This is a genomic window from Streptomyces sp. NBC_01283, assembly GCF_041435335.1.
Classification (GTDB): Bacteria; Actinomycetota; Actinomycetes; order Streptomycetales; family Streptomycetaceae; genus Streptomyces.
This window is the reverse complement of the sequence record NZ_CP108430.1, coordinates 1,091,018-1,106,010: the sequence shown is the minus strand read 5'-3', so window position 1 is coordinate 1,106,010 and position 14,993 is coordinate 1,091,018. Positions and strand designations below refer to the sequence as shown.

At 68.3% G+C, this 14,993-nt stretch carries 15 protein-coding genes; 4 read left to right on the top strand and 11 right to left on the bottom strand.

Annotated features, from left to right (window positions below):
- Positions 1–60: 60 nt before the first annotated feature.
- The 3 genes from uvrA to OG302_RS05145 all read right to left on the bottom strand — a co-directional run bounded on the left by uvrA (position 61) and on the right by OG302_RS05145 (position 3,823).
- The gene (uvrA, locus tag OG302_RS05155) at positions 61–2,547 is read right to left on the bottom strand and encodes an excinuclease ABC subunit UvrA (RefSeq protein WP_371525618.1); all 2,487 of its coding nucleotides are present in this window, start codon (positions 2,545–2,547) and stop codon (positions 61–63) included.
- Between the two features lie 82 nt (positions 2,548–2,629).
- Positions 2,630–3,133 carry a hemerythrin domain-containing protein gene (locus OG302_RS05150; RefSeq protein WP_371525617.1) on the bottom strand — a complete coding sequence of 168 codons (504 nt, stop codon included), beginning with the start codon at positions 3,131–3,133 and terminating at the stop codon, positions 2,630–2,632.
- A 249-nt stretch (positions 3,134–3,382) separates the two neighbouring features.
- Entirely contained in the window at positions 3,383–3,823 is a 441-nt protein-coding gene (locus OG302_RS05145) for an ATP-binding protein (protein ID WP_371525616.1), read from the bottom strand.
- Positions 3,824–4,148: 325 nt separating this feature from the next.
- Between OG302_RS05145 and OG302_RS05140 the strand changes: the two genes are divergently transcribed.
- Both OG302_RS05140 and OG302_RS05135 read left to right on the top strand, forming a co-directional pair.
- Positions 4,149–4,958: an alpha/beta fold hydrolase gene (locus tag OG302_RS05140; RefSeq protein WP_371525615.1), complete on the top strand. Its 810-nt coding sequence runs from the start codon at positions 4,149–4,151 to the stop codon at positions 4,956–4,958.
- Complete coding sequence (locus OG302_RS05135; protein ID WP_371525614.1) at positions 4,958–6,229, top strand: PP2C family protein-serine/threonine phosphatase; 1,272 nt, start codon at positions 4,958–4,960, stop codon at positions 6,227–6,229. Before OG302_RS05140 ends, OG302_RS05135 begins: the two co-directional genes overlap by 1 nt.
- 15 nt (positions 6,230–6,244) lie before the next feature.
- Here the strand turns inward: OG302_RS05135 and OG302_RS05130 are convergent, their stop codons facing one another.
- Positions 6,245–6,709 (bottom strand): peroxiredoxin, encoded by a 465-nt coding sequence (locus tag OG302_RS05130; protein ID WP_371525613.1) that lies wholly within the window; start codon positions 6,707–6,709, stop codon positions 6,245–6,247.
- A gap of 194 nt (positions 6,710–6,903) precedes the next feature.
- Positions 6,904–7,746: a SigB/SigF/SigG family RNA polymerase sigma factor gene (locus OG302_RS05125; RefSeq protein WP_371525612.1), complete on the bottom strand. Its 843-nt coding sequence runs from the start codon at positions 7,744–7,746 to the stop codon at positions 6,904–6,906.
- 449 nt (positions 7,747–8,195) lie between these two features.
- Between OG302_RS05125 and OG302_RS05120 the strand changes: the two genes are divergently transcribed.
- The gene (locus OG302_RS05120) at positions 8,196–8,522 is read left to right on the top strand and encodes a plasmid stabilization protein (RefSeq protein WP_371525611.1); all 327 of its coding nucleotides are present in this window, start codon (positions 8,196–8,198) and stop codon (positions 8,520–8,522) included.
- A gap of 79 nt (positions 8,523–8,601) precedes the next feature.
- On the opposite strand, the gene OG302_RS05115 is transcribed toward OG302_RS05120, so the two are convergent.
- Together OG302_RS05115 and OG302_RS05110 are read right to left on the bottom strand one after the other, a co-directional pair.
- A complete protein-coding gene (locus OG302_RS05115; RefSeq protein ID WP_371525610.1) occupies positions 8,602–8,841 on the bottom strand; it encodes a DUF5133 domain-containing protein in 240 nt (79 codons plus the stop codon).
- 64 nt (positions 8,842–8,905) lie between these two features.
- Positions 8,906–9,814, bottom strand: coding sequence for an RNA polymerase sigma factor SigF (locus OG302_RS05110; RefSeq protein ID WP_371525609.1), 909 nt, complete (start codon positions 9,812–9,814; stop codon positions 8,906–8,908).
- Positions 9,815–10,117: 303 nt separating this feature from the next.
- Here OG302_RS05110 and OG302_RS05105 point away from each other — a divergent pair, with 303 nt between their 5' ends.
- Positions 10,118–11,281, top strand: coding sequence for a PP2C family protein-serine/threonine phosphatase (locus OG302_RS05105; RefSeq protein ID WP_371525608.1), 1,164 nt, complete (start codon positions 10,118–10,120; stop codon positions 11,279–11,281).
- A 71-nt stretch (positions 11,282–11,352) separates the two neighbouring features.
- Here the strand turns inward: OG302_RS05105 and OG302_RS05100 are convergent, their stop codons facing one another.
- From OG302_RS05100 to OG302_RS05085, 4 genes are all read right to left on the bottom strand, one after another.
- Positions 11,353–11,850: a MarR family winged helix-turn-helix transcriptional regulator gene (locus OG302_RS05100; RefSeq protein WP_371525607.1), complete on the bottom strand. Its 498-nt coding sequence runs from the start codon at positions 11,848–11,850 to the stop codon at positions 11,353–11,355.
- Between the two features lie 288 nt (positions 11,851–12,138).
- A complete protein-coding gene (locus tag OG302_RS05095) occupies positions 12,139–13,026 on the bottom strand; it encodes a lysophospholipid acyltransferase family protein (protein WP_371525606.1) in 888 nt (295 codons plus the stop codon).
- A 77-nt stretch (positions 13,027–13,103) separates the two neighbouring features.
- The gene (locus tag OG302_RS05090) at positions 13,104–13,784 is read right to left on the bottom strand and encodes a DUF1295 domain-containing protein (protein ID WP_371525605.1); all 681 of its coding nucleotides are present in this window, start codon (positions 13,782–13,784) and stop codon (positions 13,104–13,106) included.
- Positions 13,785–13,812: 28 nt separating this feature from the next.
- Complete coding sequence (locus tag OG302_RS05085; protein WP_371525604.1) at positions 13,813–14,985, bottom strand: Rieske 2Fe-2S domain-containing protein; 1,173 nt, start codon at positions 14,983–14,985, stop codon at positions 13,813–13,815.
- Between the last annotated feature and the right edge of the window lie 8 nt (positions 14,986–14,993).

Genomic DNA, 14,993 nt, shown 5'->3' with positions numbered 1-14,993 from the left:
AACAGCACGGCGTGGAGGTGCCAGGCGTCGTACGGCGTGGTGCGTCCGGATGGTGATGGATCAGGGTCGTGTCAGCCGCGGCGCGAGATAGGGCGCGGTGGCGCTGCGTCGTGATCTGGCGACTTTCGCGGGTGTGCCGGTCGCCACCACCCGGCCGCCGGCGTCACCGCCGCCCGGTCCGAGGTCGATGACCCAGTCGGCGGTGGCGATCGTGTCGAGGTCGTGCTCGACCAGGACGACGGTGTTGTCGGCGTCGACGAGCCGGTGCAGCTGGCGGAGCAGCAGTGCGATGTCCGCGGGGTGCAGGCCCGCGGTCGGCTCGTCGAGCAGGTAGAGCGCGTGGCCGCGGCGGGCCCGCTGGAGTTCGGTGGCGAGCTTGATGCGTTGCGCCTCTCCGCCGCTGAGTTCCGTGGCGGGCTGGCCGAGCCGCAGATACCCGAGGCCGACTTCCCGGAGCGTCTCCAGGCTGCGGGAGGCGGCGGGCACATCGGTGAGGAACGTGGCCGCGTCATCGACGGACAGCGCGAGGACGTCCGCGATGTGCTTGCCGCGGTAGGTCACTTCGAGCGTCTCGGCGTTGTACCGCGCGCCGTGGCACGCCGGGCACGGGGCGTAGGTCCCCGGCAGGAACAGCAGCTCGACCGAGACGAAGCCCTCGCCCTGGCACGTCTCGCACCGCCCCTCGGGAATATTGAAGGAGAAGCGGCCGGGGGAGTAGCCGCGCGCCCTGGCCTCGTCCGTCGTCGCGTACAGCTTGCGTACCGCGTCGAACATCCCTGTGTACGTCGCCAGGTTGGAGCGGGGGGTGCGGCCGATGGGCCGCTGGTCGACCCGCACGAGGCGGTCGAACGATTCGACCCCCTCCGCGTCCTGGACGTCGACCTCGAACTCCGCTGCGTCCGCGGCATCAGCCTCCTCGCGCTCCTCCGGCGCAAGGCCGAGGTGACCGCGCACGACCTCGGCGAGCACCTGCGTGACCAGGGTCGACTTCCCGGAGCCGGATACGCCGGTCACCGCCGTCAGCACGCCGAGCGGTACGTCGACGGACACCTCCCGCAGGTTGTGGCGCGAGACGCCGCGCAGGTGCAGCCAGCCCTGCGGCTTGCGGGGACGGTGAGCGACCGGCTCGGCACGTCCGAACAGATGGCGGCTGGTGGCCGACTCCTCGATCTTTTCGAGCCCGTCGACCGGCCCGCTGTACAGCACACGCCCGCCCGCCTCTCCCGCGCCGGGCCCGATGTCGACGACCCAGTCCGCCCGCCGCACGACGTCCATGTCGTGCTCCACGACGAACAGCGAGTTGCCCGAGGCCTTCAGCCGGTCCAGGACGTCGAGGAGTGGCTCCGCGTCGGCGGGGTGCAGTCCCGCGGAGGGTTCGTCGAGCACGTAGACGACGCCGAACAGGCCCGAGCGCAACTGCGTGGCGATCCGCAGGCGCTGCGCCTCGCCGGGCGAGAGCGTCGTCGAGCGGCGGCCGAGGCTGAGATAGCCGAGCCCGAGGCCGAGCAGCACCTCGACGCGTGCGACCACATCGGCGCAGATCCGTACCGCGGCCTCGGTGGTCTCCCCGGACCGGGCGGTCGAGGTGGCCGCCGAGGCCTCCGGCAGTTCCGCGACGGGCCGCAGCAGGGCCGCGACCTCGGTGAGCGGCATCGCGTTGACCTCGGCGACGGAGCGGCCCGCGAAGGTGACCGCGAGGGCTTCGGGCCGCAGGCCGCTGCCCTCGCACGCGGGGCAGGGGACACCCTGGACGAAGCGCATCGCACGGTCGCGCATCCGCTGGCTCTTGGAGTCGGCGAGTACGTGCATGACGTGCTTGCGGGCGCTCCAGAACTTCCCGTAGTAGCCGTAGTCGACACGTCCTGGCTCGGGCTCGATGAGAACGGACGGCTGCTCGTCGGTGTAGAGCAGCCACTCCTTGTCCTTCTTCCTGAGCCTGCGCCACGGCTTGTCGATGTCGATGCCCAGACCGCTGACGATGCTGCGCAGATTGGCGCCCTGCCAGGCACCCGGCCACGCCGCGATCGCGCCGTCACGGATGCTCAGCGACGGGTCCGGGACGAGCAGCTCCTCGGTGACGTCGTGCACCGCGCCCAGACCGTGGCACTCGGGGCAGGCGCCGGCCGACGTGTTGGGCGAGAACGCCTCGGCCTCCAGCCGCTCGGCGTCCGGCGGATAGGTCCCGGCACGCGAGTAGAGGATGCGCAGCAGGTTGGACAGCGTGGTGAGCGTGCCGACCGTGGACCGCGAACCGGGCGTCCCGCGGCGTTGCCGCAGGGCCACGGCGGGCGGCAGCCCGGTGATCTCCTGCACGTGCGGAGCGCCGACCTGCTGGAGCAGCCGGCGGGCATAGGGCGCGACGGACTCGAAGTACCGACGCTGGGCCTCGGCGTAGAGCGTGCCGAAGGCGAGCGAGGACTTGCCCGAACCGGAGACGCCGGTGAAGGCGACCATCGAGTCCCGCGGAATGTCCACGTCCACGTTCTTCAGGTTGTGCTCGCTCGCGCCCCGGACACGCACGCAATGGTCAGCCGCATTTTCTTCCATGGCATGTCTCTTAACCGTTCCGAGCCGTGGCGGTTGGCCGCCACGCGAATGAAACGGGCCCGCCGGGGCGCCTGACCGGTGGTCAGTCCTTCAGGATGCGGCGGACGTTGTCGATGCTTCCGCAGCCCGCCTTGAGGTGCTTGTCGCGTTCCCTGGTGAAGGCGGTGCCCAGTTCCTCGCGGCGTGCCATGGCCACGTTCTCGCGTGCGCCGTTGAGGATCGTCCGCTCCTCCTCGTCGGTGTGGTGGGCCACCGCCTCGACGAGCTTCTCCAGCTTCTCGTCCCAGTCGTCGGAGCCGACCTCGGTCACCTCCAGGAGAGCGAGGAGCGCCTCGTTGCCCTCCTCGTGTTCCTCGACTCCGTGTTCGACCTCGTCGTTGTCGATGTCCCGGTAGCGCCGGAGGGCGGGGTAGACCTCGGCCTCCTCGGCGAGCGCGTGCGCGATGAGCAGGTCGGCGAACTTCTTCAATGCTTCGGCCCGTTCGGCCTCCACGCTGCGCATGTCGCGGAACAGGTCTTCCATCCGCCGGTGGTCATCGAGAATCAGCTCGACGACGTCCATGGTCGGTGTTGCCTTGTCCGGCATGTCGGGGCTCCTTCTCGGCAGGGGGCAGGGCACAGAGGGCTCAGCGCTGTGAGCGGTTTCGTGGTGAGTCTTTCCGCGGTGACCGACTCGTGGTGAGCGACTTCGTACAGATACGTAGCGCGCTCACCGGCCCACGAGATGCCTCGTGTACCCGGCCGTCGCGTGTGTCACTCCTGCGGCCCAGCCCTGCGGTTCAGCGAAGGCGAGCGCCCGAGTGCCGCCGGTGCTGTTCGGGGAACCGTGAGCGGATCAGCGAGGGCCGCGGGGAGAGTGGGCTCCACGGAGGCCGAGGCCGGGCTCGTCGGTCAGGGCGATGTCGGCGGTGACGCACTTGCCGCCCGGTTCGAGGTGGACGTGGAAATTCCGGGAGACGGCCCTGACGATCTCCAGGCCGTGCCCGCCGATCCTGTGCGGGTCCTCGGAGCGGGCGACGGGGCGGGCGCGGACGCTGTCGTGCACGCTCACCGCCACCGTGGAGTCCATGATGCGCAGCTCCATCAGCATCGGCCCGGGGGCGTACTTGCGGGCGTTGGTGACCAGCTCGCTGACCACCAGTTGCGTCAGGTCCAGCGCGCGGGCGGAGATCTCCACGGCATGCTCCGTACGGGCGCGGGTGAGGAAGTCGAGCGCGAGATGACGTGCTTCGGCGATGGAGCAGTCCCCCTCGTTCAAGGGGAGGGCGACAGCCATGGGATGAGCTGCCAACGACCCCTCGCCGCCAATGCCGGCTGACTCCATTTCCTCTCCACCTTCGTCCCCGTGTCCCCGATTTCTGCTCACCTACCCTGCCGGACGCGAGACATTCTGCTCCGGCCCAGACCGATAATCCGTTCGAGTGCGCGCATGCTCGGGCCCGCGCCGCAGGAGCGGGTGCGGTGGAGAACATGGTGACAGACACACGGCGAGGACACCCCGTGCTTCACCCTCGTACATGCCGCGCGGGGCACCGGCGGCGCCGCGGACCGTCGGGGAAGCGGAGGAAGCAGTCGGCGGGGATTCTGCGACGATGTTCCTTATGACGGCACTGAGCAGGAACCATGTGACGGTGACCGGCCGCACCGGAGGGCCGGTGGTGATGCTGGCGCACGGGTTCGGGTGCGACCAGAACATGTGGCGGCTGGTGGTGCCGCTGCTGGAGCGGGACTTCACCGTGGTGCTGTTCGACCACGTCGGGGCCGGGCGCTCCGATCTGTCGGCGTGGAGCGAGCAACGCTATTCCTCGCTGGAGGGCTACGTGGAAGACGTGCTGGAGATCTGCCGTGAGCTGGCGCTCGGCCCGGTGACCTTCGTGGGGCACTCGGTGAGCGCGATGATGGGCGTCCTGGCCGCGGCGCGGGAGCCGGAGGCGTTCGCCGGTCTGGTCCTGCTCGCCCCGTCGCCGTGTTTCATCGACGATCCGGCAGCCGGCTATCGCGGCGGGTTCAGCCGCGAGGACATCGATGAACTCCTCGGCTCGCTGGAGGCGAACTATCTGGGCTGGTCGGGTGCCATGGCTCCGGTGATCATGGGTAATCCCGAGCGGCCCGAGCTGGGCGAGGAGCTGACCAACAGCTTCTGCCGCACCGATCCGGACATCGCCCGCGTCTTCGCCCGTGTCACTTTCCTGTCCGACAACCGTGAGGACCTCGCCGAGGTCGGCGTTCCCACGCTGGTCGCGCAGTGCTCCAGTGATGCGATCGCACCCCCGGAGGTCGGAGCCTTCGTACGCGACCGGATCCCCGGAAGCCGTCTCGTCACGCTCGACGCGACCGGGCACTGCCCCCAGCTCGCCGCGCCGGAAGAGACCGCTGCCGTGCTCACCGACTTCGTCGGAACCGCGCGATGATGAGCAGGACCAGCGACGGCGGGAACGGCGAACCCCCGGGTCCCGGGGGTTCGCCCGGCGACGAGCAGGCGGCGTTCTCCGCGCTGCTGGAGGACAGCGTCGAGGATCTGTACGAGCACGCGCCGTGCGGCTACCTCTCCACCCTCCTCGACGGCACCATCGCCAAGATCAACATGACGCTGCTCGACTGGCTCGGGTACGCCCACGACGAGCTGGTGGGCCGCAAGACGTTCTCCGACCTGCTGACCGTGGGCGGCCGGCTCTACCACGAGACGCACTTCGGCCCGCTGCTGCGCATGCATGGCGAGGTCAGAGGGGTCGCCCTGGAACTCAAGGCGGCCGACGGCAGGCGCCTGCCCGTCCTGGTGACCTCCACGGTCAAGACCGGCGGTGACGGACAGCCGCTGCTGATCCGCACCACCGTCTTCGACGCCAGCGACCGCCGCGCCTACGAGACGGAGCTGCTGCGCGCCCGGCAACAGGCGGAGCGCGAACGTGAGGAACTCAAGCGGCTCAACGCCGTCCTCCAGCAGACGCTGCTGCCCCCGGCGCTGGTGAGCGTGCCCGGCCTGGAAGTGGCCGCGCACTACCACATCGCCTCCACCGACATGGTCGGCGGCGACTTCTACGACCTCTTCCCTCTCGCCGCGGGGACCTGGGGGCTGTTCCTGGGAGACGTGTGCGGCAAGGGCGCCGCCGCCGCGGCCATCACCTCGCTGGCCCGCTACACCCTGCGTGCCGCAGCCGTCTACGATCCCGATCCGGCCACCGTCCTGCGCAACCTCAACACCGTCCTGAACCACGAGTACAACGGCGACGACCCCCGCTTCTGCACGGTCATCTTCGGACTGCTCACCCCCGACGCCGAGGGGGGTGGCTTCCGCGTCACCCTGGCCAGCGGCGGCCACCCCCCGGCCCTGCTCCTGCGCGCCGACGGAAGCGCCGACTACCTGCCCACCCCGGGTGGCCAGCTCGTCGGGGTCCTTCCCGACGCGCACATCGCCACCACGACCATCTGCCTCGCGGCAGGCGACACCCTGCTGCTGTACACGGACGGCCTCACCGAAGCCCACACGGCGTCGAACAGCGAGGACGAGCGCTATGGGGACGAAGCCCTCCTCGACTTCGCCCAGGCCCTGGCACCGACGACCGCCCCCGGCGCCGTCGCCGCGATCCGCGGCCTGCTCGACACCTTCGGCACCGGCGTCGACGACGACACCGCCGTCCTCGCGATCAGCGTGCCCGGACACACCGGCGACGACCACGACTGACGCGCGGGAGCCGGCTCAGCGGGCCGTCGCCCGCAGTGTGTCCAGGGCGCGGTCCGCGTGGGTGCTCATGCGGAACTCGCTGCGGACCACCTCTAGTACGCGCCGGTCGGTTCCGATGACGAAGGTGGCCCGCTTGGTCGGCAGGGGGCCGAAGCCGCGTGCCACGCCGAACCGGCCGCGTACCACTCCCTCCGGGTCGGACAGCAGCGGGAACCCGAACGTGTGCAGCCCCGCGAACTCGCGCTGGCGCTCGACGGCGTCCGAGCTGATCCCGACCGGTCTGGCGCCCACCGCCGCGAACTCGGCGGCCAGGTCCCGGAAGTGGCACGCCTGGGCGGTGCAGCCGGGGGTCATCGCCGCCGGGTAGAAGAACACCACCACCGGGCCCTCCGTCAGGAGCGACGAAAGGGACGTGGGCGTGCCCGTCTCGTCGGGCAGGGTGAAGTCCTCGACGAGGGAGCCGACTTGCACGCGGGTCATCGCTGGGCTCCTTGGAGGGGGTGAGGAGGGAGGGCGGGCACGGGGGTCTCCTGACGGCTCGGCGGCACGGGCAGCGTGGCCGCGATACTACTCGGCGGTAAGGAGGGAGTGGTCCGGCGGTCCGAGCCCCTGGGGCGGCCCTGGCGCCCCAGGGACTCGACGCGGGCAGCGCACGGTTCGCGCGCTGCCCGCGGTCATGCCGCCTGAGCGTGCCCGGTGCCGAACTCTCCGCGGGTGGCCTCCGCGCGGACACGGGCACAGCTGGTGGTGATCAGGCGGGAGACGTGCATCTGCGAGATGCCGAGCTCCTCGGCGATCCTGCTCTGCGTCATGTCCTCGAAGAAGCGCAGGTACAGGATGGTCCGCTCACGCTCCGGCAGCCGCCGCAGACCGGTCTTGGCGGCCTCCCGGTCGGTGATGCAGTCGTAGGCGGGGTCGGGCGCCCCGAGCGTGTCGGCCAGGCTGAATCCATCGGGGTCGGCGGAGACTTCGGCGTCCAGCGACAGGGCGCTGTAGCTCGACATGGCCTCCATCCCCTCACGGACCTCATCCTCGGTCAGCTCCGCACGCTCGGCGATGTCGGCCAGGCTGGGCTCGGCGTCGCTGCCCGGCCGCTCCAGGAGGTCGCGGCGCGCGACCCGGACCTTGTTGCGCAGCTCCTGAACGCGGCGGGGCACCCGCACGTCCCACATGCGGTCGCGGAAGTGCCGGCGCAGCTCTCCGGTGATGGTGGGCACGGCATAGCTCTCAAAGGCCCCGCGCTCGGGCTCGAACCGCTTGACGGCCTTGATCAGGCCCATGGCGGCAACCTGCCGCAGGTCCTCGAGGTTCTCGCCCTTGTTGCGGAAGCGGCCGGCCAGCCGGTGTGCCATGGGCAGCCAGGCCGTCACGATCTCCTCGCAGAGCAGGTCGAACTCGGGCCCGCTGTCCAGCGTGGCCAGATGCGCGAAAGCCGACTCGGTGTCGGGAGCGTCGTCATGGATGTGCCGGGTTCCCGTTCGACGACAGGCAGCGTGTGCGGTGAGATCGGTAAGCATCAGGAATTGCTCCTCAGGCGGTGGACGAACTAGTGACCGCGGAGAAACGGGACGGCCCGGGGCCGGGCATCCGACAGGAGAGGGCATACCGCTCCCCGCGAATGCGCCTCCGGTCCGAAGCACGAAGTCCGCCTGCCCCTGGACTCGGTGGGGAAACAAACGGGAGCCGTGCGCCTGCGTACGGAACCGTGGGCGAAGGCCTGCGGAACGGTCGTCACGCACCCGCGGGCCGATGAATCACCCGCCTCTTTCCGGGTACCTGAGGGTCTCGGGTGCCTGAGGGCACGCACCGCCCAGAGGGCACGCACCGCCAAGTCACCCGGCTCGCCGCCGCCTGATCCGCCGACATGCGAGCCGCACGGTGACCAAGAACGATGGTGACCAAGAACCATGCGGACGAGACGAACAGCCCGGCCGCGTGGAACCCGCCGATGAGAAGGGTGCAGGGCATGCCTGCTGGATCCAGCAAGAAGCGTGAACGCCAGTACGAGCACATCAAGGACAGCGCCGAGGACCGCGGGGCCTCCACGAAGCGCGCCAAGGAGATCGCAGCCCGGACGGTGAACAAGGAGCGGGCACGTTCGGGAGAGTCGAAGACGGCCAGCAAGACGTCCACGGGGGACAGGAAATCGGCGTACGAGCGGGGCGGGGAGCGTTCGCACAGCGGCGCGCAGGGCCCGACCAAGGATCAGCTGTACGCCGAGGCCAAGAAGAAGAATATCGAGGGCCGTTCGTCCATGAACAAGAAGGAACTCAAGCAGGCCCTCGGGCGCTGAGCCTCAGGCGCCCGGCCTCGTAGAACGGCCCGCGTCGATCGGCCGCCTCAGGGTGCGGCCGATCGACGAAGGGCGCGCGTTACCGCAGCGCTTCGGCCGACAGCAGGGAGTCGTCGGCGGGGCGGGCGCCGGGCAGGTGATGGCTCGCGGCCACCAGGGCGGCGTCGATGTCACTGGTGCCGGTGGCCAGGCACAGGCTGTAGGCGACGTCTTCGTACTCCTGGCGGCCTTCGGCGCCTCCCTGGTCGGCCCGCAGTACGGCCAGGGCCTTGTAGCGTTCCAGCAGGTCTGCCAGGACCACAGGGTGTGCCAGCAGCATGAGCATCCTCTTTCGGGGGTGCGGTTCTCGGGGGGGTGCGGTGCGGACCTCGTATGAGGGGGTGTCAGGCCAGCATTCCCCTGCGGAGCTTGTTGAGGGTGCCGGTGAGAAGACGGGAGATGTGCATCTGGGAAACGCCGAGTTCGGCCCCGATCTGCGACTGCGTCATCTCCTGGCCGAAGCGCAGTTCAAGGATGCGGCGCTCCCGCTCATCGAGTTCGTCGAGGAGCGGTGCCAGCGCGTGCAGATTCTCCACCGCTTCCATGGCCGGATCCGGTTCACCCATCACATCGGCCAGCGTGCGCGTCGGCGTGGCCGCGCTATCACCGCCGTCGGTGGGTGCCTCCAGGGAGCCGGCCGTATAACCGTTGGAGGCGACGAGGCCGTCGATGACCTCTTCCTCGGTGATGGACAGGTATTCGGCAAGTTCCTTGACGGTCGGGTCATGGTCCAGATGGGCCGAGATCTCCTCCTTGGCCTTGGCGAGCTCCACGCGCAGCTCCTGGAGCCGGCGCGGCACGTGCACGGCCCAGGTGGTGTCACGGAAGAACCGCTTGATCTCGCCGAGGATGTACGGCACGGCAAAAGTGGCGAACTCGACCTCACGACTGAGGTCGAACCGGTCGATGGCCTTGATGAGGCCGATGGTGCCGACCTGGATGATCTCTTCCATGTCGCCGTTTCCGCGGTTGCGGAACCGGCGGGCCGCGAAGTGCACCAGCGTCAGGTTCATCTCGATAAGGGTGTTGCGCGCGTACTGGTACTCGTGCGTGCCTTCTTCCAAGGTCTGCAGCCGGTCGAAGAACAACTTCGACAACGCGCGGGCATCCTTCGGGGCAACCTTGTCCGTGTCCTCTATCCACGGGAGCGCACCCTCGACGGCAGCCGCCTGGCCCACGGCCGGGATCTCGCCCGAGGCCGCGGTCCCGTCCGCGTGGACGGTCTCGGCAGCCTGTTCAGAGATCAGTGACATGTCTCTACCTCCCCTGGTCTACGAAGCTTCCTCGTACCGCCCCTGCCCCGACTCATGACAGGCATGTGCGTTGAACCAAATTTTCTTGCTGTGGGGAAATAGTTGTCTCCATGCATCGTACGATGTGGGAGGTTGCCCGGCTTCAGCCAGGCATCGCCCAGACCTGACAGCCCCAGCCACCGGAGTGACTCCTCGGGCGCACCGTGTTGGACTGGAGTCATGTCCCCGGACGCCGAAGGCCGACGGACCGGGGATGCTGTCGGCCGGGTCAATTCGGCGTGGATAAACGAGAAGCAGGATCACGTGGACAGATTCGCTGCCGTCGAGCGGGAGCTGCGCAACGCGGCACCCCATTTGCTGCTCGATGTCGTGACGGGGGCGTTGCGGGAGCAGTACGGGGTCGAGAAGGCGGAACTGAGGCTTGCCGACTACGGCTTGACCACCCTTCAGATGGTGGAGGACGTGCCGCTCGTCTCCGAGTCGGTACCCATCCAGGGCAGTCCGCAGGGCAGGGCCTTCGGCGCCCAGGAACCCTGCGTCGAGTCCAAGGTCGTGGACGGCATGGCGACCATCCATCTGCCGGTGACCGTCCGCGGGGACCGGATGGGGGTACTCACCGTCACCCTCCCCGAAGAGCGCCATGGCCAGGCCCACCTGCCGGAGATGCAGCGCATCTGCGAGGCGCTCGGCCACGAGATCCTGGTCGCCGAGCGCGACACCGACCTGTACCTCCTCGCGCGCAGGGCCGCCCGCCTCACGCTGGCCGCCGAGATGCAGTGGCAGCTGCTGCCGGGTCGCTCGGTGACGCGTCCGGAGTTCCAGCTGGGTGCCCACCTGGAGCCCGCGTACGCGATCTTCGGTGACAACTTCGACTGGTCGGTCTCGCCGCGCTACCTCACGCTCACCGTGACCAACGGAATGGGCCAGGGGATGGAGGCGGCGCTGCTCACCAACCTCGTGGTGAACGCGCTGCGCAACGCCCGCCGTGCGGGACTCGACCTTCCCGGCCAGGCGAGCCTCGCCGACCAGGCCGTGTACGCGCAGTACCGGGGCGAGCTGCATGCCTCCGTCCTGCTCCTGCGTTTCGATCTCGCCACCGGCGAGGTGGAGGTCGTCGACGCCGGATCGCCTCGTATGTGGAGGTACCGGGGGCGGGCGGTCGAATCCGTCGACTTCGACGCGCAGCTTCCGCTGGGAATGTTCGAGGAGACGGCCTACGTCGTGGAGCGCCTGCAGCTGGAACCGGGCGATCGCATCCTGGTGAGCAGCGACGGAGTCTACGAGAGCGTCTCGAAGGCGGGGGAGCGGTACGGGGAGCGGGCGCTCGCACGGTCCCTGTCGGCGCATCGCCTGCTGCCCGCGGCGCAGGTGCCGCAGGCGGTGCTGCGTGATCTCGCGGAGTACCGGGGTCCGCTGCCCCTGGACGACGACGCTCTGGTGGTCTGCCTCGACTGGTTCGGGCGGTAGCAGACGGCGACGGCGGTGTCGTGAGCGGAGAATGAGCCGGCCTGAGCGCTCAGTGGTCCGGTCTATCCGGTCTAGCCGACCGAGCGCCAGGTTCTGGCTCTGTCGTTGTCCTGCTCGGACGCGATGGCCACGTCACGAAAGCCCCGGAGGCCTTCCAGCAGGGCGCGGCGCGCTTTGGGCGGCATGGCGTCGATGGTGGCCATCAGTATGCTCTCGCGCCGCTTGCGGAGGTCGGCGAGGTACGCCCTGCCATGGCTGGTCAGCCGAAGCTCCAGTTCCCTTCGGCTGACCGGGCTGGGCGTTCGTTCGATCAGGCCCGTGGCCTGCAGCCGGTCGCACAGGCGGCTCACCGACGGGGGAGCCGACCCCAGGGCCTCGGAGAGCATCCGCAGATTGATGCCCTCCTCGCGGTCCAGTGCGTACAGCACACGCAACTGGGACGGAGACACGGGCCCGGTCGGGACGGCCTCACGTCCCTGTTCCCACATGACTTCCAGCAGTTCGATGAACTCGGAACCCGCGTGAGCCGCATCCCCGGAGCTGTGATCGGGTTCGGGACTCAGACCCATGTCGATGACACTCCGATCGGCGTTGTCTCACTCGTACATCTTGCCACCGGGGCACGGTCCACACATCGTGACCGGATCGGCCTACAAGGAGACGCAGGTCGCGAAGCTTCCCTCAGATGACGGGCACGGTGCGGCGGGGGCACCGGTGGAGCACGCGGCACCGGATCGCATCTCGGCACGGGCGGTTGTGCGACGAAGCATAGTGGAAACCGCCCCGGGCTTCGCTGCCGAGGGGGTATGCGTACGGTCCGCGACGGGGGACACGGGCCCTACGCACACGTACAGAAGCTACGAGAAGAGTGACCCTCGTTCTTGGAGCATTTCGTTGATGCGGTGCTGGATGGTGTCCTTCACCTCGGTCGCCAACTTCTCCACCACGAGCGGATCGTCCGCGGCGCCGGGGGGAAACCCATCGGTATGTACGGGTGGATCGAAGCGGATGGTCCATTTCGTCGGGACCGGTATCAGCCCGAGTACCCCGAAGAGGGGAAATGTGGGCGTGATCGGGAAATAGGGCAGTTTCAGCATTCTGGCCAGCGTGCGGGATTCGCCGATCATGGGATAGATCTCCTCCGCACCCACGATGGAGCAGGGGATCACCGGCCGTCCGGTCCTGAGCGCCAGCGCGGCGAAGCCACCGCGTCCGAAACGGCGCAGCCGGTAGCGCTCCTCGAAGGACTTGCCCAGGCCGCCGTATCCCTCGGGCATCACACCGACCAGCTCGCCCTCGACGAGAAGCCGCTCCGCGTTCTCCGGGCACGCCCGCACATGGCCCAGCTTGCGGGCGAGGTCACGCACGACGGGCAGGGAGAACGCGAGGTCGGCCGCGAGCATGCGCAGATGGCGATGGGCGGAGTGGTGGTCGCGGACGGCCACCTGGAGCATCAGGGCGTCCAGGGGGAGGGTGCCCGAATGGTTCGCCACCAGCAGGGCGGAACCGTCCGCCGGGAGGTGCTCGAGTCCCTGGACCTCGACCCGGAAGTACTTCTCGTACAGCGGGCGAAGGACCGGCATCAGCAGTTCGTCGACGAGGTCGGGGTCGAATCCGAAGTCGTCGACCGCGTTCTCCTCGGAGGACAGGCGGCCGAAGAGGTCGACACCGGTGGCGAGGATCTCCTGGAGCAGCTCCGTCGCGAAGGAGGGGGAGCTCTCGGAGGATGTCTCTTCGTCTGGCACGCCGTTCTCTCCTCAGTTCTCGGTGAAGGTGCGGTGCGACGGGCCGATGGTGTCCCGCCGCACCGCGATCGGTTCGCTCAGTACACGAAGGGGACGAACTTGGCCGTCTTGGCCGAGTACTCCTGGAACGCCGTTCCGTACCGTTCGGCGAGATACTTGTCGAGCATGGGAATGTTCAGGAAGATGAACATGCACGCCATGATCACCGGAATGACGAAGGCCCAGACGGTGCCGGTCACCAGCGCGAAACCGGAGAAGAGCACCGCGTCACCGAAGTAGTTGATGTGCATCGAGTACTTGAACAGGCCCTCGGTATAGAGCTTGCCCTTGTTCTCCGGATGCCTCTTCCACAGCTTTCGCTGGTACTCCGAGCCGGTGTTGAGGTACGAGCCGAAGACATAGAGGGCCACGCCCACCCATGTCGCCACTCCGACCGGCGCCGTATTGGTCCCGCCGAGGTACGCCATCGTCCAGTGGATGACCATGACCCAGAGGCCGACCGTGAAGGTCTCCGACCATTCCATCTTCCGTTGCAGCATCACGAAGTTCGTCGCCATGAACCGCAACAGATAGATCACGGAGAGAGCGACCAGGAGCGCACGGCGGAGCATGACCGCCTCGTCGAACTCCGTCCCGAACCAGTCGGCCACCGTGTCCGCCCCTCCGAGGAGGAACCAGGCCGCACCGGCCACGGCGATCGTGTTGCACGCCGTGACCAGGGTCTTGGGACCGGTCGACGGATCGTACCCGCCGTACATGTCTCACCTTCGCTTTCGAGTCAGGGATTCACCGCTGCGCGTGCGCGCCGGACCAGTCCTCGACTTCCTTGCTGACCGGCACGATCGCCGCGGTGCTTTCGCCGTCGGCCTGGCGGCGCTTTCCGTTGCCCTTGCTCTTGTCTGCCCCCGGCTTTCCTCCTTGAGCGCCTTCCGCCGCTTCCTGGATCAGATGGGCGCGCATCGCGAGGTACTTGGCGTTCACCTCGTCGACGGGAATGAATTTGTTGATGCCGCCTGCGCTGATCTTCGGCTCCTGGTGTTCCATGATCCGCGCGTCCTGCGGGTCCTGGACCCACTTCTCCATGTACAGCGATGCCCAGGGCAGCAGCCGGCGCAGCTTCTCGGAGCGGAGGATCGGCTTGGCCTTCTCGTACTCGTACCAGCGCATGACATGCTCGGTGTGCGTGTCGTCGATGGGCACGAGCCACGAAGTCGACTCGAACTGTTCGGTCACCACATGCACCATGCACGGGAAAGTGAACGTGATGACGTAGTGCGTGGAGTTGGTCGGATCCGCCTCTTCGCAGTGGTCGAACGAGTAGCGGATGGTCTGCCCCTCGGTCTCCACGTGGTGATTGGCGATCTTCGTGGCGGCGAGGTAGCGCTCCTTGCCGTCGAGGCCGAATTTGCTCGGCGTCCCGTACAGGAGCAGGTAGTCGATGTAGTTGAACCAGTGATCCCGGTGCACATAGGTCACGTGGTAGAACTCGAGCAGGCTCTCGATGTAGCGCGTGTAGTGCACCGGCCGGGTCCACCGCTGCGTCGAGTAGAGTTTTCCGTTCTCGGTGATCTCGCGCGGGGCCTGGATGTCGGGGAGATCGGCCTCGGCGCGCTCTTCACCCCACCACATCCACACGAGACCGAACTTCTCGCGCACGGGATAGGTGGGCACTTTGAGAGATCCGGGAATGCGGGCGTTCGCACCCATCGCCGGTATCGCCTTGCAGGCGCCGTCGGATCCGAACCGGAAGCCGTGGTAAGGGCATTCGACGGAATTGCCCTTCATGCGGCCGTGCGCCAGATTGGCGCCCTTGTGCGGGCATCGCGCACCTTGGCAGACCAGGTTTCCGTCGATGTCCCGCCAGAGCACGAGCTCCTCGCCGAGCCGGCGCGTGCCCAACGGTGCGTCGTTCTTGACTTCCTTGGCATCGAGTATGGGATACCACTGGTTGGGGATCATCCCTTGTC